Annotated in this window: 25 protein-coding genes; 22 read left to right on the top strand and 3 right to left on the bottom strand. The window is 66.6% G+C overall.

All coding sequences use genetic code 11. The features are described 5' to 3' along the window. Positions 1-300: 300 nt before the first annotated feature. Together A5764_RS29525 and A5764_RS19840 are read right to left on the bottom strand one after the other, a co-directional pair. The gene (locus A5764_RS29525; RefSeq protein ID WP_156664771.1) at positions 301-519 is read right to left on the bottom strand and encodes a hypothetical protein; all 219 of its coding nucleotides are present in this window, start codon (positions 517-519) and stop codon (positions 301-303) included. A gap of 146 nt (positions 520-665) precedes the next feature. Continuing rightward, the gene (locus tag A5764_RS19840; protein WP_067115934.1) at positions 666-2,249 is read right to left on the bottom strand and encodes an MFS transporter; all 1,584 of its coding nucleotides are present in this window, start codon (positions 2,247-2,249) and stop codon (positions 666-668) included. A 181-nt stretch (positions 2,250-2,430) separates the two neighbouring features. Here A5764_RS19840 and A5764_RS19845 point away from each other — a divergent pair, with 181 nt between their 5' ends. The 14 genes from A5764_RS19845 to A5764_RS19910 all read left to right on the top strand — a co-directional run bounded on the left by A5764_RS19845 (position 2,431) and on the right by A5764_RS19910 (position 12,503). Then, entirely contained in the window at positions 2,431-3,042 is a 612-nt protein-coding gene (locus A5764_RS19845) for a TetR/AcrR family transcriptional regulator (RefSeq protein WP_255361114.1), read from the top strand. A gap of 358 nt (positions 3,043-3,400) precedes the next feature. Beyond that, complete coding sequence (rpsJ, locus tag A5764_RS19850; protein ID WP_003873519.1) at positions 3,401-3,706, top strand: 30S ribosomal protein S10; 306 nt, start codon at positions 3,401-3,403, stop codon at positions 3,704-3,706. Between the two features lie 14 nt (positions 3,707-3,720). Beyond that, positions 3,721-4,383, top strand: a complete 663-nt coding sequence (gene rplC, locus A5764_RS19855) for a 50S ribosomal protein L3 (RefSeq protein WP_255361110.1) — start codon at positions 3,721-3,723, stop codon at positions 4,381-4,383. Next, complete coding sequence (gene rplD / locus A5764_RS19860; protein ID WP_067115937.1) at positions 4,383-5,057, top strand: 50S ribosomal protein L4; 675 nt, start codon at positions 4,383-4,385, stop codon at positions 5,055-5,057. The genes rplC and rplD overlap by 1 nt, the downstream gene beginning before the upstream one ends. After that, on the top strand, positions 5,057-5,359 hold the full coding sequence (gene rplW, locus A5764_RS19865) for a 50S ribosomal protein L23 (RefSeq protein WP_067115940.1): 303 nt from the start codon (positions 5,057-5,059) through the stop codon (positions 5,357-5,359). The genes rplD and rplW overlap by 1 nt, the downstream gene beginning before the upstream one ends. 28 nt (positions 5,360-5,387) lie before the next feature. After that, positions 5,388-6,230 carry a 50S ribosomal protein L2 gene (rplB, locus tag A5764_RS19870; RefSeq protein WP_067115943.1) on the top strand — a complete coding sequence of 281 codons (843 nt, stop codon included), beginning with the start codon at positions 5,388-5,390 and terminating at the stop codon, positions 6,228-6,230. A 30-nt stretch (positions 6,231-6,260) separates the two neighbouring features. After that, the gene (gene rpsS, locus A5764_RS19875) at positions 6,261-6,542 is read left to right on the top strand and encodes a 30S ribosomal protein S19 (protein ID WP_064283843.1); all 282 of its coding nucleotides are present in this window, start codon (positions 6,261-6,263) and stop codon (positions 6,540-6,542) included. Then, on the top strand, positions 6,539-7,099 hold the full coding sequence (gene rplV, locus A5764_RS19880) for a 50S ribosomal protein L22 (protein WP_067115946.1): 561 nt from the start codon (positions 6,539-6,541) through the stop codon (positions 7,097-7,099). The genes rpsS and rplV overlap by 4 nt, the downstream gene beginning before the upstream one ends. After that, positions 7,099-7,941, top strand: a complete 843-nt coding sequence (rpsC, locus tag A5764_RS19885) for a 30S ribosomal protein S3 (protein WP_067115950.1) — start codon at positions 7,099-7,101, stop codon at positions 7,939-7,941. The genes rplV and rpsC overlap by 1 nt, the downstream gene beginning before the upstream one ends. Before the next feature lie 3 nt (positions 7,942-7,944). Then, a complete protein-coding gene (rplP, locus tag A5764_RS19890) occupies positions 7,945-8,361 on the top strand; it encodes a 50S ribosomal protein L16 (protein WP_067115953.1) in 417 nt (138 codons plus the stop codon). Next, the gene (gene rpmC, locus A5764_RS19895; protein ID WP_067115956.1) at positions 8,361-8,603 is read left to right on the top strand and encodes a 50S ribosomal protein L29; all 243 of its coding nucleotides are present in this window, start codon (positions 8,361-8,363) and stop codon (positions 8,601-8,603) included. The genes rplP and rpmC overlap by 1 nt, the downstream gene beginning before the upstream one ends. Further along, positions 8,600-8,962: a 30S ribosomal protein S17 gene (gene rpsQ, locus A5764_RS19900; RefSeq protein ID WP_156664772.1), complete on the top strand. Its 363-nt coding sequence runs from the start codon at positions 8,600-8,602 to the stop codon at positions 8,960-8,962. The genes rpmC and rpsQ overlap by 4 nt, the downstream gene beginning before the upstream one ends. A 130-nt stretch (positions 8,963-9,092) precedes the next feature. Beyond that, positions 9,093-11,450 carry an arylsulfatase gene (locus A5764_RS19905; protein ID WP_067115962.1) on the top strand — a complete coding sequence of 786 codons (2,358 nt, stop codon included), beginning with the start codon at positions 9,093-9,095 and terminating at the stop codon, positions 11,448-11,450. Positions 11,451-11,576: 126 nt separating this feature from the next. Next, positions 11,577-12,503: a DUF4436 domain-containing protein gene (locus A5764_RS19910; protein WP_067115965.1), complete on the top strand. Its 927-nt coding sequence runs from the start codon at positions 11,577-11,579 to the stop codon at positions 12,501-12,503. Positions 12,504-12,513: 10 nt separating this feature from the next. Here the strand turns inward: A5764_RS19910 and pstS are convergent, their stop codons facing one another. Next, positions 12,514-13,638, bottom strand: coding sequence for a phosphate ABC transporter substrate-binding protein PstS (pstS, locus tag A5764_RS19915; RefSeq protein ID WP_067115968.1), 1,125 nt, complete (start codon positions 13,636-13,638; stop codon positions 12,514-12,516). A gap of 297 nt (positions 13,639-13,935) precedes the next feature. On the opposite strand from pstS, the gene A5764_RS19920 reads away from it, so the two are divergent. The 8 genes from A5764_RS19920 (at position 13,936) to rplE (ending at position 21,787) form a co-directional block, all read left to right on the top strand. Beyond that, complete coding sequence (locus A5764_RS19920) at positions 13,936-14,886, top strand: DUF4436 domain-containing protein (RefSeq protein WP_067115971.1); 951 nt, start codon at positions 13,936-13,938, stop codon at positions 14,884-14,886. Positions 14,887-14,923: 37 nt separating this feature from the next. After that, the gene (locus tag A5764_RS19925) at positions 14,924-15,823 is read left to right on the top strand and encodes a formylglycine-generating enzyme family protein (RefSeq protein ID WP_067115974.1); all 900 of its coding nucleotides are present in this window, start codon (positions 14,924-14,926) and stop codon (positions 15,821-15,823) included. Positions 15,824-16,015: 192 nt separating this feature from the next. Beyond that, complete coding sequence (locus A5764_RS19930; RefSeq protein ID WP_067116283.1) at positions 16,016-16,975, top strand: DUF4436 domain-containing protein; 960 nt, start codon at positions 16,016-16,018, stop codon at positions 16,973-16,975. A gap of 148 nt (positions 16,976-17,123) precedes the next feature. Then, positions 17,124-18,059, top strand: coding sequence for a DUF4436 domain-containing protein (locus A5764_RS19935; protein ID WP_067116287.1), 936 nt, complete (start codon positions 17,124-17,126; stop codon positions 18,057-18,059). Positions 18,060-18,095: 36 nt separating this feature from the next. Next, positions 18,096-19,574: an HNH endonuclease signature motif containing protein gene (locus tag A5764_RS19940; RefSeq protein WP_067115977.1), complete on the top strand. Its 1,479-nt coding sequence runs from the start codon at positions 18,096-18,098 to the stop codon at positions 19,572-19,574. Positions 19,575-20,526: 952 nt separating this feature from the next. Continuing rightward, positions 20,527-20,895 (top strand): 50S ribosomal protein L14, encoded by a 369-nt coding sequence (gene rplN / locus A5764_RS19945; RefSeq protein WP_003403649.1) that lies wholly within the window; start codon positions 20,527-20,529, stop codon positions 20,893-20,895. Continuing rightward, the gene (gene rplX / locus A5764_RS19950) at positions 20,896-21,213 is read left to right on the top strand and encodes a 50S ribosomal protein L24 (RefSeq protein WP_067115980.1); all 318 of its coding nucleotides are present in this window, start codon (positions 20,896-20,898) and stop codon (positions 21,211-21,213) included. 1 nt (position 21,214) lies between these two features. Then, complete coding sequence (gene rplE / locus A5764_RS19955; protein WP_067115983.1) at positions 21,215-21,787, top strand: 50S ribosomal protein L5; 573 nt, start codon at positions 21,215-21,217, stop codon at positions 21,785-21,787. Positions 21,788-21,789: the final 2 nt, after the last annotated feature.

Consider the following 21,789-nt stretch of genomic DNA (forward strand, 5'->3'; position numbering starts at 1 on the left):
GAACTCCGCATAGCGGATGTTATCGCCCACCGGGCTCCGCCGAGGCGTTTTCAGGTGAACTTTCCCCCCGAATGCCGTGATCGGCGACGGCAGCGAAAACGCTGTTTTCACAGGCTTTCCGTGACGAGGGCGGGCCGCGCCGCGGCTCCGCATCCGCTGAGGACCGAGCCGGGCGCGCCCCGCCCGGGCGACTGGTCATGCTGTCCACGTAGATGGCCACGACAAGTGGCGGGCGCGCGTATGTCAGGCGCGGTCTATGCGTCGCAATATTCGTGGATGGCACGACGGTGTATTACCGCTTTACTCGCTGTCCGTATCACCTCCCTTCGCTAGCGGCTCGAGGGGCGGTCTGCGCATCACCCCCGCGACGGAGGCGAGCGCTCCCGCGCCAGGCGCGGGAAGCTCACAGGCCATGTGGCCGACCGGCCCGCCCGGCGGCCTGAGGCGCATCCACTCGGCCTCCGCGATCGCCGCCGCCTCTATCACCGCCGGGCACACCGGCTCGGTAGCGATATCCATCAACATCACACGCACCTCAACCCGCGAGATGACCTATACCCGTCGATATATATTTCTGATACCACTACGGGCAGATGTTCGCAAGCCCGAACGCGGGGTTTCCTTCTGTTGCAGCAACATTGGGCCCGACGAGCCCCGCGGCCCGCTCAGTCGCGACGCCCCGGGACCATGCGGCGCACCGGGCTCAGCTGTTGCCCGTCACGCCCGGGAGCCCAAAGCCCGATCACGACCGCGGCGACGGCAACGATGGCGGCCAGAACCGTCGTCGAAGCGTGCATCGACGTCAGGAAGGCGGTCTTGCTCAGCTCGGCCAGTTGGCGTCCCTGCGGCCCCAGCCTGTCGGCCACCTCGACGGCCTTGGCGAGCGAGTCGGTGGCCGGTCCGCGCACCGGCTCGGGAAAGTTCGCCAGTTTCGACCCGAGGTCATCGGAATAGCGCCCAGCCAGGATCGAGCCGGCGATGGCGATGCCCAATGCGCCGCCCATCTCCCGCGAGGCATCGTTCACCGCGGACGCGACGCCCTGCTTTTCGTCGGGCACCGCGGCCATGATCGCCGAGGTCGTCGGCGCCGTGCAGAATCCGATGCCGGCGCTGAGTATCAGGGTCGGCCAAGCCAATTCGAGATAGGACGTATGCAGGCCGAGCACGTGCATGCTGACGAAGCCGACCGCCATCAACGCGGTGCCCACGAAGATCACCAGGCGCAGACCCAGCCTGGGCAAGTACCAGAAGGACAACGCCGAGCAGACGCCCAGCGGCAGCATGAACGGCATGAACGCCACGGCCGTCATCAGCGGCGAGTAGCCCATGATCTGCTGCACATACTGCATGCCGACGTAAAAGAACCCGAACGTCGCGCCGAACAGGACGACGATCGAAGCGACCCCCGCGGTGAAACCCGGGTCGGCGAACAGCCGTACGTCCAGAAGCGGCTGGCGCCGGTGGAATTCGACGACACCGAACGCGACGGCTAGCACGGCCCCCGCGACCAGCCCGCCCCAGACGAGGGGATCGCTCCACCCGCGATCGGGGGCTTCCAGGATCGCGGCGACGCCGATCGCCAGCGCGGCACCGATCAGGATCGCGCCGGGCGCATCGATCCGGGGTGCGGCGTGGTCCCGCGACGACGCCACCGTGCACGCCAGGGCGAAGATCGCCAGGCCGGCGGCGCCCAGCGCCCAGAAGATGGCGTGCCAGTCCCAGAAGTTGAGCAGCACGCCGGATCCGAGCATGCCGAGGACCGCGCCGCAGCCGGCCGTACCGGCCCAGATGCCGACGGCCTTGACCCGTTCGTCTTTCGGATAGGCCACGGTGAGCAGCGACAGCGTCGCGGGCATCACGAACGCGGCACCCACGCCCGCGACGGCCCGGGCGGCGATGATCTGCACCGGGCTGTGCAACAGCGCCGGTGCGGCCGAGCCGAGCGCGAAGATCAGCAGGCCGATGAGCAGTGCACCCCGCCGGCCGTAGCGGTCGCCGATCGCGCCGGCGGGCAACAGCAAACACGCCAGGGCCACCGTGTATCCGTCGACGATCCAGTTCAGCTGCGACTGCGTCGCGGAGGTGGCCACCGCGAGGTCGCCCAGCGCGGTGTTGAGCGCCGACATCGACGCGACGACGAGCCCGACGCCCATGCAAGCGACGGCCAGGGTCCAGGTTCGGGCCCGCGCGCTTGCCCCGACGCCCGTCGCGTCCGCGCGCTGATCGGACCGGACAAGGGTTTCGACCATGTGATGCGCCTCCTTTTCGGTGGCTTCGCGGTGGCTGCTGAGCGGCTTGTGGGGTGGGCCGGCAACTTTTGAGACCAACAGTCTCGTAGGAGATAGCCGATACTCCTGGTCTCAAACGGAGAGGTGGCTCACAATTACCGGAGTGAGTACCGATCCCCGGCCGGCGCGGTCCCGGGCCCGTTTGCTCGAGGCCGCCGCCGCTCTGCTGCGTTCGGGCGGCCCCACCGCGGTGACCGTCGATGCGGTCACCCGTAGCGCCAACGTAGCCAGGGCGACCCTGTATCGCCACTTCCCGAGCGGAAACGACCTGCTGGCAGCGGCATTCAACACCCTGATCCCGCCGTCACCGACACCGCCGGCCGAGGGCTCGCTGCGGGATCGGCTGGTCGCGCTGGTGCTGGCCCAGGCCGAGGCCGTCGCGCAGGCGCCCGCCGTCTTGACGGCCATGTCGTGGCTGGCGCTGGGCCCCGACCTGGAAGGGCTGCCGGAATCCCGGCACCGGCGCGCCGCCGACAGCGCCTCGATCACCACGCTGCGCGAGCGCATCGCCCAGCAGTATGCGGCGCCGTTCGACGCCATATTCGACAGCCCCGAAGCCGCCGCCGAGCTGGGGGAGGTCGATCGGTCGCGGGCCATCGCTCTGCTGATCGGCCCGCTGGTGCTGGGACGCTTGTCGACGTTGCCCGATTTCGACTATCAGGAGTGCGCTCGCGCGGCCGTCGACGGCTTCCTGCATGTTCAGCGCGCACAGCAGCGGGCCAGCGCGGCGAGTACCGAATCGGCGGGTGCCTGAGGCCTCGGCGAGGTTTGCCCGAGATTTGGCCGAAGGGATCATCGTCAGGCATACTGTTCGGGTTGCCTTGAGCCGGGCTTGCGCCTGGCCGGGCATACGACCAGCGCCCAACCGGGCGCGTCCGGTCCCATCCTCGGAACGCGGCCAATTTTGGCCTTCACTAAGCGCGACGAGGCTGCGCAAGGGTGACACACCCGAACGCGGGGGCCGGTGGACCACGACAGGTTAACAGCGGCGCAGTACCCGGCGCGACGCTCGATCGGCCAAAGTTGGCCAGGCCGATCCGCGCGCTGGGAGGCACTGAGACATGGACGTAAGCCCGGGTACCGGGCTTCAAGAGGAGTGAGGGTAGGAGAGCGTGGCGGGACAGAAGATCCGCATCAGGCTTAAGGCCTACGACCATGAGGCCATCGACGCATCGGCGCGCAAGATCGTCGAGACCGTCGTCCGCACCGGTGCCAGCGTCGTAGGTCCGGTGCCGCTGCCGACCGAGAAGAATGTGTATTGCGTCATCCGCTCCCCGCACAAGTACAAGGACTCGCGGGAGCACTTCGAGATGCGCACTCATAAGCGGTTGATCGACATCCTCGATCCCACGCCGAAGACCGTTGACGCGCTGATGCGCATCGATCTTCCGGCCAGTGTCGACGTCAACATCCAGTAGGAGATCCAGAGCTTGTGACTAACAAGGCAAGAAGAGGCATTCTGGGCACCAAGCTGGGCATGACGCAGGTATTCGACGAAAACAACCGAGTCGTGCCGGTGACCGTGGTCAAGGCCGGGCCGAATGTGGTGACGCGCATCCGCACGCCGGAGCGCGACGGGTACAGCGCCGTCCAGCTGGCCTACGGCGAGATCAGCCCGCGCAAGGTGAATAAGCCGGTCACCGGCCAGTACACCGCCGCGGGCGTCAACCCGCGCCGCTACCTGGCCGAGCTCCGCCTGGACAACCCGGACGCGGCGGCCGAATACGAGGTCGGCCAGGAGCTGACGGCCGAGATATTCGCCGACGGCAGCTATGTGGACGTGACCGGCACCTCCAAGGGCAAGGGATTCGCCGGCACCATGAAGCGGCACGGCTTCCGCGGCCAGGGCGCCAGCCACGGCGCCCAGGCGGTGCACCGCCGCCCGGGCTCGATCGGCGGCTGCGCCACTCCCGCGCGGGTCTTCAAGGGCACCCGGATGGCCGGCCGGATGGGTAACGATCGGGTGACCGCGCAGAACCTGTTGGTGCACAAGGTCGATACCGAGAACGGCGTGCTGCTGATCAAGGGTGCGGTCCCCGGCCGCACCGGTGGGTTGGTGATGGTCCGCAGCGCGGTCAAGCGAGGTGAGAACTGATGGCAGCCAACACTCTCAAAATTGAGGTCAAGACGCCGGACGGCAAGGTCGACGGCTCTGTCGAGCTGCCGGCCGAATTGTTCGATGCCCCGGCCAATGTCGCCCTGATGCACCAGGTCGTCACCGCGCAGCGGGCGGCGGCCCGTCAGGGCACCCACTCGACCAAGACGCGTGGCGACGTCAGGGGCGGCGGGCGCAAGCCCTACCGGCAGAAGGGAACCGGACGCGCCCGGCAGGGTTCGACGCGGGCCCCGCAGTTCACCGGTGGCGGCGTCGTGCACGGCCCCAAGCCGCGCGACTACAGTCAGCGCACCCCCAAGAAGATGATCGCCGCGGCGTTACGCGGCGCGCTGTCCGACCGGGCGCGCAACGGGCGCATCCACGCGATCACCGAGTTGGTGGCGGGCCAGACCCCGTCCACCAAGAGCGCCAGGGCTTTCCTGGGCAGCCTGACCGAGCGCAGGCAGGTGCTGGTGGTCATCGGCCGCGCCGACGAGACCGGCGCCAAGAGCGTGCGCAACCTGCCCGGTGTGCATGTTCTGGCGCCCGACCAGCTCAACACCTACGACGTGCTGCGCTCCGACGACGTGGTGTTCAGCGTCGAGGCCCTCAACGCCTACATCGCGGCCAACACGGCGGCCAATACCGAGACAGCCAAGGAGGTTTCGGCCTGATGGCGACCATCGCTGACCCCCGCGACATCATCCTGGCGCCGGTCATCTCCGAGAAGTCCTACGGGCTCCTGGACGAAAACGTGTACACGTTCGTGGTGCACCCCGACTCGAACAAGACGCAGATCAAGATCGCCATCGAGAAGATCTTCTCCGTCAAGGTCGCGTCGGTGAACACCGCGAATCGGCAGGGCAAGCGCAAGCGCACCCGGACCGGATACGGCAAGCGCAAGAACACCAAGCGTGCCATCGTCACGCTGGCGCCGGGCAGCAAGCCGATCGACCTCTTCGGTGCCCCGAGCTAGCGAGCGCGAGAGAAAGACTTGATTAGACATGGCAATTCGTAAGTACAGGCCGACGACCCCGGGTCGTCGCGGCGCCAGCGTGTCCGACTTCGCCGAGATCACGCGTACGGAGCCGGAGAAGTCGCTGGTGCGCCCGCTGCACGGTCATGGCGGGCGCAACGCCCACGGTCGCATCACCACCCGGCACAAGGGCGGTGGGCACAAGCGCGCCTACCGGGTGATCGATTTCCGCCGCAACGACAAAGACGGTGTCAACGCCAAGGTCGCGCACATCGAGTACGACCCGAACCGCACCGCCAACATCGCGCTGCTGCACTACCTCGACGGCGAGAAGCGCTACATCGTTGCGCCGCAAGGACTGTCGCAGGGCGACGTGGTGGAGTCGGGCGCCAATGCCGACATCAAGCCGGGCAACAACCTCCCGCTGCGCAACATCCCCGCCGGTACCTTGGTCCACGCCGTGGAGCTGCGACCCGGCGGCGGCGCCAAACTCGCCCGGTCGGCCGGGTCGAGCATCCAGCTGCTCGGCAAGGAGGGCAGCTACGCGTCGCTGCGGATGCCCAGCGGTGAGATCCGTCGCGTCGACGTGCGCTGCCGCGCCACCGTCGGCGAGGTGGGCAACGCCGAGCAGGCAAACATCAACTGGGGCAAGGCCGGCCGGATGCGGTGGAAGGGCAAGCGCCCGTCGGTCCGCGGCGTCGTCATGAACCCGGTGGATCACCCGCACGGTGGTGGTGAGGGTAAGACCTCCGGTGGTCGGCACCCGGTGAGCCCGTGGGGCAAGCCCGAGGGCCGCACCCGCCATCCCAACAAGGCCAGTAACAAGCTCATCGTCCGGCGCCGGCGCACCGGCAAGAAGCACTCGCGGTAAAGAAGTCTCAGGACCAGGAGTACCCAGCACATGCCACGCAGCCTGAAAAAGGGTCCGTTCGTCGACGACCATCTGCTCAAGAAGGTCGACGTACAGAACGACAAGAACACCAAGCAGGTCATCAAGACCTGGTCGCGCCGGTCGACGATCATTCCGGACTTCATCGGCCACACCTTTGCGGTGCACGACGGCCGCAAGCACGTCCCCGTGTTCGTCACCGAGGCGATGGTGGGCCACAAGCTCGGCGAGTTCGCTCCGACGCGCACCTTCAAGGGACACATCAAGGATGACCGGAAGGCCAAACGGCGATGACCACAACTGAATTCCCGTCGGCTTTCCCATCGGCAACAGCCAAGGCACGGTTTGTGCGGGTGTCGCCGCGAAAGGCGCGCCGGGTGATCGACCTGGTGCGCGGCCGGTCGGTGACCGACGCGCTGGACATTTTGCGCTGGGCGCCGCAGGCCGCCAGCGAGCCGGTGGCCAAGGTGATCGCCAGCGCCGCGGCCAACGCCCAGAACAACAACGGCCTGGACCCGGCCACCCTGGTGGTTGCCACGGTCTACGCGGACGAGGGTCCGACCGCCAAGCGCATCCGACCGCGCGCCCAGGGCCGCGCGTTCCGGATCCGCCGGCGCACCAGCCACATCACGGTGGTGGTGGAAAGCCGGCCGGCCTCCGGCCAACGGTCGGAGAAGTCGACGCGGGCCCGCCGCGCCGAGGCCAGCAAGGCGGCCGCGACCGCCCCGGCCAAGAAGGCGCCGGCCAAGAAGGCCCCGGCCAAGAAGGCCCCGGCCAAGAAGGCTGCGCCGGCAAAGAAGGCACCCGCCAAGAGTTCTGAGACTTCGCAGGCGAAGGGAGGCTCAGACTAGTGGGCCAGAAAATCAATCCGCATGGCTTCCGGCTGGGTATCACCACGGACTGGAAGTCCCGCTGGTACGCCGACAAGCAGTACGCCGAGTACGTCAAGGAAGACGTCGCGATCCGTCGGCTGCTGTCCACCGGCCTGGAGCGCGCCGGCATCGCCGACGTGGAGATCGAGCGCACCCGCGACCGGGTCCGGGTCGACATCCACACCGCGCGCCCCGGCATCGTGATCGGCCGCCGCGGCACCGAGGCCGACCGGATCCGCGCGGACCTGGAGAAGCTGACCGGCAAGCAGGTGCAGCTGAACATCCTCGAGGTCAAAAACCCCGAATCCCAAGCGCAATTGGTGGCGCAGGGCGTCGCCGAGCAGTTGAGCAACCGCGTCGCGTTCCGCCGCGCGATGCGCAAGGCCATCCAGTCGGCGATGCGTCAGCCCAACGTCAAGGGCATCCGGGTGCAGTGCTCCGGCCGCCTCGGCGGCGCGGAGATGAGCCGCTCGGAGTTCTACCGCGAGGGCCGGGTGCCGCTGCACACGCTGCGCGCCGACATCGACTACGGCTTGTACGAGGCCAAGACCACCTTCGGCCGGATCGGCGTGAAGGTGTGGATCTACAAGGGCGACATCGTCGGCGGCAAGCGGGAATTGGCCGCCGCCGCCCCCGCGGGCGCCGACCGTCCGCGCCGCGAGCGGCCCTCGGGCACGCGTCCGCGGCGCAGTGGCGCGTCGGGCACCACGGCGACCAGCACCGAGGCTGGACGGGCCGTGGGCGCCGAAGAAAGCGCGGCGCCGGCCGCCGCCCCGGCTGAAGGGGCTCCCGCCCCCGAACCGCAGAGCACGGAGAGCTGAATCATGTTGATTCCCCGCAAGGTCAAGCACCGCAAGCAGCACCACCCCCGCCAGCGTGGCATCGCCAGTGGCGGCACCGCGGTCAACTTCGGTGACTACGGCATCCAGGCGCTCGAGCACGCCTATGTCACCAACCGGCAGATCGAGTCGGCCCGTATCGCGATCAACCGGCACATCAAGCGTGGCGGCAAGGTGTGGATCAACGTGTTCCCCGACCGCCCGCTGACCAAGAAGCCCGCCGAGACCCGGATGGGTTCCGGTAAGGGCTCCCCCGAGTGGTGGGTGGTCAACGTGAAGCCGGGCCGGGTGCTGTTCGAGCTGAGCTACCCCAACGAGCAGATCGCCCGGGCGGCGCTGACCCGCGCAATCCACAAGCTGCCGATCAAGGCACGCATCATCACCCGGGAGGATCAGTTCTGATGGCAGTGGGAATTTCGCCCGGTGAACTGCGCGAGCTCACCGACGAGGAGCTGGCCGAGCGCCTGCGCGAATCCAAGGAGGAGCTGTTCAACCTGCGCTTCCAGATGGCGACCGGACAGCTCAGCAACAACCGCCGGCTCCGCACGGTGCGTCAGGAGATCGCCCGCGTCTACACCGTGCTGCGCGAACGAGAACTCGGCCTGGCCTCAGGGCCCGATGGTCGCGATGAGAAGGATTCGTGATGGCAGAAGCTAAGAAAGCGGCGCCCGAAGCCGCCACCAAGCAGGCCGCTCCCAAGGAAGCCGCGTCAAAAGCCAAGGGGCCCAAGAACACTCCGGCCACCCCGAAGACCCGCGGCCGGCGCAAGGTGCGCATCGGTTACGTGGTGAGCGACAAGATGCAGAAGACCATCGTGGTCGAGCTCGAAGACCGCATGCGTCACCCGCTGTACGGCAAGATCATCCGTACCACCAAGAAGGTGAAGGCGCACGACGAGGACAGCACCGCCGGCATCGGCGACCGCGTCTCGCTGATGGAGACGCGTCCGATGTCGGCCACCAAACGCTGGCGGCTCGTCGAGATCTTAGAGAAGGCCAAGTAGCGCTCTGCCGGCGGGCGGGCGGTTCCCCGAGCTCATCCCGGATGTTCACACCGTGTTCTCACCTGCCCGGTGTAGTCTCCACGCCACGCGTCTAACGGCGTCCACCAAACGGGAGTGAGGCTGTCCAACCATGACGGGGTCGACCGAGTTCAACGGCAAGATCGAGCTGGATATCCGTGATTCCGAGCCGGATTGGGGCCCGTATGCGGCGCCGACGGCACCGGAGAATGCGCCGAACATCCTCTACCTGGTCTGGGACGACACCGGCATCGCGACCTGGGACTGCTTCGGCGGCCTGGTCGAGATGCCCGCCATGACCCGCATCGCCGAGCGTGGTGTGCGACTGTCGCAATTTCACACCACCGCGCTGTGCTCACCGACGCGGGCGTCGCTGCTGACCGGGCGCAACGCCACCACCGTCGGCATGGCCACCATCGAGGAATTCACCGACGGCTTCCCGAACTGCAATGGACGGATCCCGGCCGACACCGCGCTGATCTCCGAGGCGCTCGCCGAGCGCGGCTACAACACCTATTGCGTCGGCAAGTGGCACCTGACGCCGCTCGAAGAGTCCAATCTGGCGTCGACGAAGCGGCACTGGCCGACCTCGCGCGGCTTCGAGCGGTTCTACGGCTTCATGGGCGGCGAGACCGACCAGTGGTATCCCGACCTGGTATACGACAACCACCCGGTAAACCCGCCGGGCACACCGGAAGACGGCTACCACCTGTCGAAGGACATCGCCGACAAGACCATCGAATTCATCCGCGATGCCAAGGTGATCGCACCGCACAAACCATGGTTCAGCTATGTGTGCCCCGGGGCCGGGCACGCGCCGCACCACGTCTTCACCGAATGGGCGGACAAGTATGCGGGCCGGTTCGATATGGGCTACGAGCGCTACCGCGAGATCGTGCTGGAAAAGCAGAAGTCGCTGGGGATCGTGCCGCCGGACACCGAGCTGTCCCCGGTCAACCCGTATTCGAACGTCAAGGGGCCCAACGGTGAGCCGTGGCCGTTGCAGGACACGGTGCGGCCGTGGGACTCCCTGAACGACGAGGAGAAGAGGCTGTTCTGCCGGATGGCCGAGGTGTTCGCCGGCTTCCTGAGCTACACCGACGCCCAGATCGGCCGCATCCTGGACTATCTCGAGGAGTCCGGCCAGCTGGACAACACCATCATCGTGGTGATCTCGGACAACGGCGCCAGCGGCGAGGGCGGCCCCAACGGATCGGTGAACGAAGGCAAGTTCTTCAACGGCTACATCGACACCGTGGAAGAAAGCATGAAGCTGTTCGACCACCTGGGTGGGCCCGAGACCTACAACCACTACCCGATCGGGTGGGCGATGGCGTTCAACACGCCCTACAAGCTGTACAAGCGCTACGCCTCCCACGAAGGCGGCATCGCCGACTCGGCAATCATCTCGTGGCCCAACGGCATTGCCGCGCACGGCGAGGTCCGCGACAACTACGTCAACGTCTCCGATATCACCCCGACCGTCTACGAGCTGTTGGGCATGACGCCGCCAGAAACGGTCAAGGGCATCGCGCAAAAGCCGCTGGACGGCGTGAGTTTCAAAGCGGCCCTTGCGGATCCAAGCGCCGACACCGGCAAGCGCACCCAGTTCTACACCATGCTGGGCACCCGCGGGATCTGGCACGACGGCTGGTTCGCCAACACCGTCCATGCGGCCACGCCGGCCGGTTGGTCGCATTTCGACGCCGACCGGTGGGAGCTCTTCCACATCGAGGCCGACCGCAGTCAGTGCCACGACCTGGCCGCCGAGCAGCCCGACAAACTCGAGGAGCTCAAGGCGCTGTGGTTCTCCGAGGCCGCCAAGTACAACGGCCTGCCGCTGGCGGACCTGAACATCTTCGAGACGATGTCGCGGTCGCGGCCCTACCTGGTCGGCGAACGGTCAAGCTACGTCTACTATCCCGACTGCGCGGACGTCGGCACTGGCGCCGCCGCCGAGATCCGTGGCCGCTCGTTCGCCGTGCTCGCCGACGTGACCGTGGATACGACCGGCGCCGAGGGCGTGTTGTTCAAGCAGGGCGGCGGCCACGGCGGCCACGTCCTGTTCATCCAGGACGGCCGGCTGCACTACGTCTACAACTTCCTCGGCGAGCGCCAGCAGCTGGTTTCCTCGTCCGGCCCGGTCCCGTTGGGCCGGCACCTACTGGGAGTTCGCTATGCGCGGACAGGAACCGTGGAAAACAGTCACACCCCGCTGGGTGACCTCACGCTGTTCATCGACGACGAGCTGGTCGGCGCCCTGGCCGGTGTGACGACCCATCCCGGGATGTTCGGGCTGGCGGGGGCCGGCATCACCGTCGGACGCAACGGCGGTTCGGGAGTATCGGGCCGCTACAAGGCGCCGTTCACGTTCACCGGCGGCACCATCGCCCGGGTCACCCTCGACTTCTCGGGCCGGCCGTACGAAGACGTGGAAAAGGAACTCGCGCTTGCGTTTTCGCGCGACTAAGCCGGCAATCACACCCGGTTTCGACGCGACGAAATCCACGGCGATGCAGCAATTTGGCGTCATCGTCCCCTGAAAGTGGCCTTTTTCGCCAGTGGCGGCTGTAGCATCTGCCTCCGTGATGCCCCAATGACCGCAGAAGCGCCGCCGACGCCGGCACCGCCCGAATCCCGCGGACCGCGCCTTGCGATCGCGTTCGCGATCGTGGTCGCGCTCATCGTCATCTACGTCCTGTCCCTGATCGCCGTGCACCTGCTGGCCAAGTCGGCGCCACCGCTGCCCGGGGTGGACCTGAGCAAGGTCGAGGCGGAGGACAGCGTCGTACAGGTGCGGCTTGAGAAACTGGATACCGTCGCCAACCGCTTGACGGTGAACGTCCTTGTCTATCCGAAGGATTCGCTGTACGACAAGAACTACGGGGTGCTCACCACCGACGCGGCGGTGCGCCTGTACCCGGAGAACGACCTGGGAGACCTGCAATACCCCGTCGGTAAGGCGCCGGCGCAGGTGAGCACCACCATCGAGGCGCACGGCGATCCCGGCAACTGGCCCTTCGACACCTACAAGACGGAGATCATCGCGGCCGACGTTTTCACGGGCACCGGTCAAAACCGCGACAAGGCCCCCGCCCGCGTCGAAGCGACCGGAAAGCTGGACGGTTGGGACGCAACGGTCACCCGCATCCACGACCCCGCTGACTCCAATCCCGATGTCCTGGACGACGTGACGATCACGTTGCACCGGTCCAAGGGTCCGCTGATCTTCGATGTCGGTATCTGCCTCGTCCTGATCGCCCTGCCGGTGTTGGCGTTGTGGGTGGCCATTCCGGTGGCGTTGGGCAAGACTTCGTTCCTGCCGCCGATGACGACGTGGTACGGGGCGATGCTGTTCGCCATTGTCCCGCTACGCAGCATCCTGCCGGGCAGCCCACCGTACGGTTCGTGGGTCGACCAAGCGATCGTGCTATGGGTGTTGATCGCGCTGGTCGTCGCCCTGGCCCTGTTCCTGGTCGGCTGGTGGCGGCAACGGGATCGAAGACAGCCAAAGAAGGCCTGACGGCCCTCTACTACTCCGAATTCGGCGCTGCGGCAGCGCTGATCGCGTCGACGGCGGTCGAGACCCGTGACTGGAAATTCGGCGACAGCGGGATGTAGCCCATCCGGTTGAGGTCGACTTGGCCGGGTCCGATGGCCGCCTGCAGGAAGGCCTTGACCGCCTTGGCCACCTCGGCGTCCGGGTATTTGGAGCACACGATCTCATAGGTGGCCAACACGATCGGATAGACGTCGGGCTGGGCGGGGTTGTAGAACGACGAAATGTCGAGCACGAGATCGTTGCCGGCGCCGATGATTTTGGCGCCGCTGATGGTCTTGCCGACCGTGTCGGTGCCGATCCGCACCGGGCGCAGTGACCGGCGGCTCGCCGGAGTTTTGATCTCGGCGGCGTACAGACCCTGCTGCAACGCGAAGGACAATTCGTTGTAGCTGATCGCGCCCTCGGTGGATTTCACCAATGCCGCGGTGCCCTTGTTGCCCTCGGCCCCGGTGCCGACGCCGCCCTTGAACGTCTTGCCGGTGCCCTTCCAGGTTCCACCGGACGCGGCCTGCAGGTAGGACTGGAAGTTGTCGGTGGTCCCGGATGCGTCGCTGCGATAGATGACGCGGATGTCCTCCGCCGGCATGGATGCGTTGAGGGCGGTGAGTGCCGGGTCGTCCCAGCGGGTGATGGTGCCGTCGAAGATTTTGGCCAGGGCCGACGCGTCGAGCACCAAAGTGTCGACGGAGCCGAGGTTGTAGGTGATGGCCATCGGGCCGAACACCACCGGCAGGTTCCAGGCATCGGCGCCGCCGCATCGCTGTTTGGCCGCGGCGTATTGGTCGCCGGACAGTGGGGTGTCCGACCCGCCGAAATCGGTCTTGCCGGCGAGGAACTCGCTGATTCCGGCGCCCGAGCCGTTGGCGGTGTAGTTGAGGGTCTGGCTGGAACACGCCTTGTGATACGCGTCGATGAATTTGGTCATCGCGTTCGCTTGCGCGGTCGACCCGCTTGCCGTCAGGGTCTGCTTGCCGCCGCAGTCCACCTTGGCGCCCGCGGCGTACGCCAGCGTCGCGTGGGAGTTGCTGCACGCCGAAATCGCCACGGCAGCGGCGGCCAGCAAGCTCATGGCGGCGGCTGATCGCTTGTGCTTCATGTTGATGCCTCCAGGCGATCGTGGCGCCCGGCGTCGGCGGCGAGCTCGGTGTCGGGATACACGTCGACATTTACAGCTCTCGAATTAACTGGCAAACAAACAGCGGATGAACGGGTCGTCCGCGGGTGGTGGGTTCGGGTTTCGCTGGATGGCGAACGCGTGTTCGGCGGGTTGACCGAAATTGCCTATTGATGAAGGAAATTTCGATGTCGTCGCGCGGACGGCACCGGTTCGCTACCATCGAACCCCGTGTGCTCGTCCTCCCCGAGCGCCCCACATCCACGGAGGTGTTGACCGATGACCCATCACGCTCCACCGGCACCGCCGCCTCCGACACCTCCCACGCCGCCAGAGCAGCCGGTCGCGGCGCCGGCCGAGGCGCCGCCCGAGCGGGGCCGACGGCGCACGCTGATCGTCGTCGGCATCCTGGTGGCCTTTCTCGTCGTTTACGGTCTGTCCCTGTTCGGCGTCCACTTGCTGGCCAAATCGGCGGCACCAATCAAGCCGCCGGACCTGAACGCCACCAACGACACGATTGTCTTGGTGCGCCTGGAAAAGCTGGAGACTGTCGCGAATCGCTTGACGGTGAAGGTCCTTGTGATACCCGAGGATTCGATGTTCGACAAACGCCTCGACGTGCTCAAGACCGACACCGCGGTGCGTATGGACCCTCCCAATGACCTGGGAGACCTCCAATACCCGGCAGGCAAGTCGCCTGCACAGGTGGCCACTACGATCGAGGCCCATGGCGATCCGAACAATTGGCCGTTCGACTCGTACAGCACCGACACCCTCTCGGCCGAGGTGCTCGTCGGCCAAGGCGATGCGCGTCAGTACATACCCGCCCGCATAGAAGTAACCGGGGCGCTGGACGGCTGGGACGTCAGCGTCCGGCGTGTCGGCGAAGCCAGCCAGGAGTCGGACCGGCCCGACAACGTGATCATTACCTTGCACCGGGCCAAGGGGCCGCTGATCTTCGACTTGGGCATCTGCCTCGTCCTGTTCGCACTGCCCACGCTCGCGTTTGCGGTGGCCATCCAAATAGCTTTGGGCAAAAGAAAATTTGTGCCGCCCTTTGTGACATGGTTCGCCGCCATGTTGTTCGCCGTCATCCCCATCCGCAACTTCCTTCCCGGCTCGCCACCACCGGGTGCCTGGATCGACCAGGTCTTGGTGATCTGGGTGCTGATGGCGCTGGTCGCGGCCATGGCTCTGTACATGTTCACGTGGTATCGGCAATCGGAGTAAAGCGCATCACAGTACGAAAGCGTCCTACCCTGAAGGGATGCTGACCGAGCTGGTCGATCTGCCGGGCGGATCCTTCCGGATGGGCTCGACGAGCTTTTACCCCGAAGAGGCGCCGATCCACACCGTGGCGGTGAGCCCCTTCGCGGTGGAACGGCACCCGGTGACCAACGCGCAGTTCGCCGAATTCATTTCCGCCACAGGCTATGTGACGGTCGCCGAGCAGCCCATCGACCCGGCGCTCTATCCGGGAGCGGATCCCAAGGACCTGTGCCCGGGCGCGATGGTCTTCCGGCCGACGTCGGGCCCCGTCGACCTGCGTGACTGGCGGCAGTGGTGGGACTGGGCGCCGGGCGCCGGCTGGCGGCACCCGTTCGGCCCGGACAGCGATCTCGCGGACCGGGCCGACCATCCGGTGGTGCAGGTGGCCTACCCCGACGCCGCGGCGTACGCGCGCTGGGCCGGCCGGCGCCTGCCCACCGAAGCCGAGTGGGAGTACGCGGCGCGCGCTGGAAGCGTGACGATCTATTCCTGGGGGGACGAAGCGAATCCCGATGGTCGGCTGATGGCCAATACCTGGCAGGGCAGGTTTCCCTACCGCAACGACGGCGCGCTCGGTTGGGCGGGGACGTCGCCGGTGGGAACGTTCCCGCCCAACGGATTTGGCCTGCTCGACATGATCGGCAATGTGTGGGAGTGGACCGCCACCGAGTTTTCCCGCCACCACCGGCTCGATCAGCCGCCCAAAGCCTGTTGCGCACCGTCGGGCCCCCCAACGGCGCCCGATCCGAGCGTGAGCCAGACATTGAAAGGCGGCTCGCATCTGTGCGCACCGGAGTACTGCCACCGCTACCGGCCGGCCGCGCGCTCGCCGCAGTCACAAGACACCGCGACGACCCACATCGGGTTTCGCTGCGTGGCCGACGCGGTGTCCGGCTAGGCGTGCCGCCGTCAACCTGACAGCAAATGGGGACCCTTTGGTGCGCAGCACATCAGGGGGCTAAAGCAACCAGTGGGTTACCGCCCGATGGACGGCGGGTGACGGAGCTTCCGTCGTCGCGCACGGTGATCGCGGGTTCGCTAGCATCACCACGTGTCGCCCCTCGACGAGCCGGATGTCATCAGCGAGCCGATGACCAACGAGGCTCCGACGACACAGGCTCCGCCACCGCCCTCGGACACGCCGCCACCCCCGCCGCCGCCGCCGAGAAGGCCACGGTCGAAACCGCGCATCGCGATCGGCGTGGCCGTGCTGATGATGGTCATCGCCACCTATACCCTTTCGCTGTTCGGTGTCCACTGGCTGGAAAAGTCGGCGGGTCCGCTGCCTCCGTTGGACCTGAGTCAGGGCGGGGGAGACGCGACCATTGTGCAGCTACGCCTCGAGGAGCTCAAGCCCGTCGCGAATCGCCTCACGGTGAATGTGCTTGTGTATCCGGGGATTTCAGCGTACGACAATCGTTTCGACGTGCTGGGCACCGACGTCGCCGTGCGCTTGTATCCCACCAGCGATCTAGGGGATCTGCATTACCCGAAGGGAAAGGCGCCGGCGCAACTCAGCACCACCGTCGAGGCCCATGGTGATCCCGGTAACTGGCCGTTCGATTCTTACAAGACCGAGCCGATCTCGGCTGACGCGTTCGTCGGGCCCGGCGACAACCTGAAAAAGGTGCCCGCCCGCGTCGAGGTCACCGGATCGTTGGACGGTTGGGACATCATCGTCGACCGCGTTCACGACCCCAGCGCTCTGCCGACAGCGCGGGCCACTGACAACGGCAACGTGATCATCACCTTGCGGAGGGCGAAGGGCCCGCTCATCTTCGACCTCGGTATCTGCCTGGTCCTGATCAGCCTGCCCACCCTGGCGCTGTTGGTGGCCATCCCGATGGCGCTGGGCAGGAGGAAGTTCTTGCCGCCGTTCGCAACGTGGTACGCGGCGAACCTGTTCGCGATCGTCCCGCTGCGCAACATCCTTCCCGGCGCCCCGCCGCCCGGCGCGTGGATCGACCAAGCCATCGTGCAATGGGTGCTGATCGCGCTCGTGACGGCCATGAGCCTCTATATCTTCGCCTGGGTCCGGCAAGGCGACTGAGTCGTGGCCGCGTAGTTAACGGCGTCGTGTTACGGCAGGTAGCGGGCTTTGTTAAAGTCTGATAGCCCGGCTCATTTGGAGCTGCCAGCAAACAAGGTGGTTGATAACATCTCGCTGCGTGACGGTTCAACGGGAGTTAGACGGGACCCTGGCGGCGCCCACAAATGGCCACGCCGTCGCGCCATCCGCTCCGCAGCCGGCCCCGCCGCCTCCGAAGGGGCGTAAGCCGCGCCGACGACACCTCGTGCTCGATGTTTCCATCATCGCGGGCGTTGTCGTCGTGTATGTCCTGTCGCTGCTCGGATACCACTGGCTGGCCAGCGCGCCCGGCCCGCTGCCCGACCCCGATCTGGGCACCACGGACGGGACCGTAGTTTTGGTGCGCTTGGAGCAGCTGCACCCGGTCGAACATCGCCTGGACGTGAAGGTGCTCGTCATGCCGGACGATTCGATGGTCGACAAGCGGCTCAACGTGTTGAACACGGACACCTCCGTGCGCTTCTTTCCGCACAACGACCTGGGCGACCTGCAGTACCCGGTGGGGAAGTTGCCGGCGCAGGTGGCGACCACGATCGAGGCCCACGGTGAGCCCGGCGACTGGCCGTTCGACTCGTACAAGAGTGACGTCGTCCAGGCGGACGTTCTGGTCGGAGCCGGCGAAAACCGGCAATACAAACCCGGCCGGGTCGAGGTGATCGGATTGGTGGAAGGCTGGGACATCGGCGTCACCCGGGTCGGACGCGACGGCCACGACGAAGGCCGCCCGGACAATGTGATCATCACCCTGCACAGGGCCAAGGGTCCGCTGGTCTTCGATCTCGGAATCTGCCTGGTCCTGATCACCCTGCCGACGCTGGCGCTGTTTGTGGCCATTCAGATGCTCACGGCCCGCAGGCAATTTCTGCCGCCGTTTTCCACGTGGTACGCCGCCATGCTGTTCGCCGTCGTGCCGCTGCGCAACATCCTGCCCGGCACCCCGCCCGCAGGTTCCTGGATCGACCAGGCCGTGGTGATCTGGGTGCTTATCGCGCTGGCCACGGCCCTGGTGCTGTACATCGCGGCTTGGTACCGGCACTCCAGCTAGGGCGGCCTGTCGGAGGGCGGTGGCATACTCGAACGTATGTTCGACGATGTTCGGGCGCGCTTCGACGATATGGTGGAGCGTTGCCATCCCTCAACGACGCCGGAGTCGGCGGTGCTGGTGGAGCGGATTGGTGCGGCGGCGCGGGCCGAGAATCGGGCCGCGGCCGAGCAGTTGGGGGCGATCGCCGAGTTGTTCGCCTACCGGCTGTCGCGGTGTTCGGACACCGAGGACTGGGCGATCGACACGATGGAGGCGGTCGCCGCCGAGGTGGCCGCCGCACTTCGGATCAGTCAGGGGCTGGCGGCCAGCCGGCTACGCTATGCGCGGGCGCTGCGCGAGCGGCTGCCCAAGACGGCCGAAGTCTTCCAGGCCGGCGACATCGACTATCGGATGTTTCAAACCCTGGTGTATCGCACCGATCTGATCGTCGATCCCGAGGTGTTGGCGACGGTCGATGCGACGCTGGCGGTCAATGTGGCGCGCTGGCCGTCGATGACGCAGGGCCGGTTGGGTGCTCAGGTGGACAAGATTGTGGCCAGCGCTGATGTCGATGCGGTGCGTCGGCGCACCAAGACCCAGCATGATCGGGTGATCTGGATCGGTCCGGATCATGACGGCGTGGCCGAGCTCAACGGTCGGCTGCTGGCCCCGGATGCGCATGCGTTGGACGCGCGCTTGGATGCGGTGGCGGGCACGGTGTGTGAGCATGATCCGCGGACCCGCGAGCAGCGCCGCGCCGATGCGCTGGGCGCTTTGGCGGCCGGGGCGGATCGGTTGGGGTGTCGCTGCGGGCGACCCGATTGCGCGGCCGGCAACCGGCCGCCGGCCGGCCCGGTGGTGATTCATGTGATCGCCGAGCAGGCCACCCTCGAGGGCCGCAGCAGCGCGCCAGCCGCCGAGCTGAGCGCCGACGGGCTCATCCCACCCGAACTGGTGGCCGAGCTGGCCCAGTCAGCGAAGCTGGTGCCGCTGACCCCTCCCGGCGATGCCGCACCGGAGAAGGGCTATGTGCCCTCGAAGGCGTTGGCCGATTTCGTGCGCTGCCGGGATCTGACGTGTCGCTGGCCGGGCTGCGACCAACCCGCCATCAATTGCGATGTGGACCATACGATCCCCTACAGCGCCGGTGGGCCCACCCATGCGGCCAACCTCAAGTGTTATTGCCGCACCCATCATTTGGTGAAAACCTTCTTCGGCTGGGCGGAAAAGCAGTTGCCCGACGGGACGCTGATCCTCACCTCCCCGGCCGGGCACACCTACGTCACCACCCCGGGCAGCGCCCTGCTGTTTCCCAGCCTGTGCCACGCGGTCGGCGGCATGCCCTCCCCGGAAGCCGACCCGCCCCAAGATTATTGCGCCGAGCGGACCGCGATGATGCCCCGCCGCCGGCGTACCCGCGCCCAAGACCGCGCACGGCGGGTGGCCAGCGAACGCAAACACAACCGCCAGGCCCGCCTGACCCAACGCGCCGGGCCCGCCCCGCCGGACGCGGACGACGACCCGCCGCCGTTCTAAACGGCGAACAGGCGCCACTCGCCGGGCACGCCCTTGAGCCCATGAGTGCCGCGGTTTTCTGCACCGCATCGCGGATCGCCACGGCGCAGCGGATCGCCCGCTGCGGGCCGTCGAACATTGCCAGGGAACCGTAGCCCGACGTGTTCACCTCACGGCCAACGGCAGCCTCAAGTTTTTTAGGTGAACCGTCTGGCACCACGCGGTGCCGCGTCCAGAGTGTTCTCTGGCCAGTCGCTCCCACACGACGTCTGCGACTTCTCCTTGAAAGCCCTACTATTCGGCTAGCGCAACCAGCGGCAGCGGAGTGCCGTCGTCTTCCAGAGAAAAGGAATCCAACATGAAGACGAGAGTATTGATGGCCAGGGTCGGTGGTGCAGCAGCATTGGCCGCTGGTGTTATGTGGACCGCACCGTCGGCCTCGGCCGATAGCGACTTTTGCAATTCGCTTCCCAATCCCGCGCAAGTTCATGATTGCAACTGCGGCTTCGACAACGCCCCAGGTAGCCAGGAATTTCAGCAGTGCCTGCATGGAATTGCGGCCACGCCCGGACCTGCGAGCTCACCGCCCCTCGCGCCACCCCCCTAATCCCTACCGCGCTTAGCGGGCCTCCACTGCCGGATTGCTGTGCCGTGCGCAGCGCGATGATGCCCAAACAACCACCACCCTTCTACGTGGAGGATCTTCATATGCCCGCGTCACTGCCTCCCCATCTCGCCGACATCAACAGAATCGGCCAGATGGTTCGGCTGACCCGCCCTGTATCGCGAATTTGGCGCTGAGCTGGTCGTCACCTAGACTCTAGGGGTTGCCTTGGGCAGACCTCGGCCGGTGCTTCATCGGCCCTGCGTGCTCTTCGGCGACTAACCGCTTTACAAGACCGCGCATGTCAGGTTTTTTGGTGGGCCTTGCCTGCCTGCTGCCGTGCCGGCGCGACCCAGGTCAGGAGATCGAGTGATTCAGCAAGAATCGCGGCTGAAGGTCGCCGACAACACCGGCGCCAAGGAGATCTTGTGCATCCGGGTGCTCGGCGGTTCGTCGCGACGCTACGCCGGCATCGGTGACGTCATCGTGGCCACGGTCAAGGACGCCATCCCGGGCGGCAACGTCAAGCGCGGGGACGTCGTCAAGGCCGTCGTGGTGCGCACCGTCAAGGAGCGCCGGCGTCCCGACGGCAGCTACATCAAGTTCGACGAGAACGCCGCGGTGATCATCAAGCCCGACAACGACCCTCGCGGCACGCGCATCTTCGGGCCGGTCGGCCGCGAACTGCGCGAGAAGCGATTCATGAAGATCATCTCGCTGGCCCCGGAGGTGTTGTAGATGAAGGTCCACAAGGGCGACACCGTCCTGGTCATCGCCGGCAAGGACAAGGGCGCCAAAGGCAAGGTCCTGCAGGCCTATCCGGAACGTAACCGGGTGCTGGTCGAGGGCGTCAACCGGATCAAGAAGCACACCGCGGTTTCGACCAACCAGCGCGGGGCGCGGTCCGGCGGGATCGTCACCCAGGAAGCCCCGATCCACGTCTCCAACGTGATGGTGGTCGATTCGGACGGCAAGCCCGCGCGGATCGGCTACCGGGTCGACGAGGAGACCGGCAAGCGGGTCCGCATCTCCAAGCGCAACGGCAAGGACATCTAGCATGACCACAACAGAGGCCAATGTGAAGGCTCGGCCGCGCCTCAAAGAGCGCTACCTCAACGAGATCCGGGATGCGCTGCACAAGCAGTTCGGCTACGGCAACGTCATGCAGATCCCGACCGTGACCAAGGTCGTCGTCAACATGGGCGTCGGCGAAGCGGCCCGGGACGCCAAGCTGATCAACGGCGCCGTGAACGACCTCGCGTTGATCACCGGGCAGAAGCCCGAGATCCGCAAGGCCCGGAAGTCCATCGCGCAGTTCAAGTTGCGCGAGGGCATGCCGATCGGCGTCCGGGTGACGTTGCGCGGCGACCGGATGTGGGAGTTCCTCGACCGGCTCACGTCGATCGCGCTGCCGCGTATTCGTGACTTCCGCGGGCTCTCGCCCAAGCAGTTCGACGGTGTCGGCAACTACACCTTCGGGCTGGCCGAGCAGTCGGTTTTCCACGAGATCGATGTGGACAGGATCGACCGGGTCCGCGGCATGGACATCAACGTCGTCACCTCGGCGACGACCGACGACGAGGGACGGGCGCTGTTGCGGGCCCTCGGCTTTCCGTTCAAGGAGAACTGAGC

It is taken from the genome of Mycobacterium sp. 852002-51057_SCH5723018, from assembly GCF_001667035.1.
Taxonomy (GTDB): Bacteria; Actinomycetota; Actinomycetes; order Mycobacteriales; family Mycobacteriaceae; genus Mycobacterium.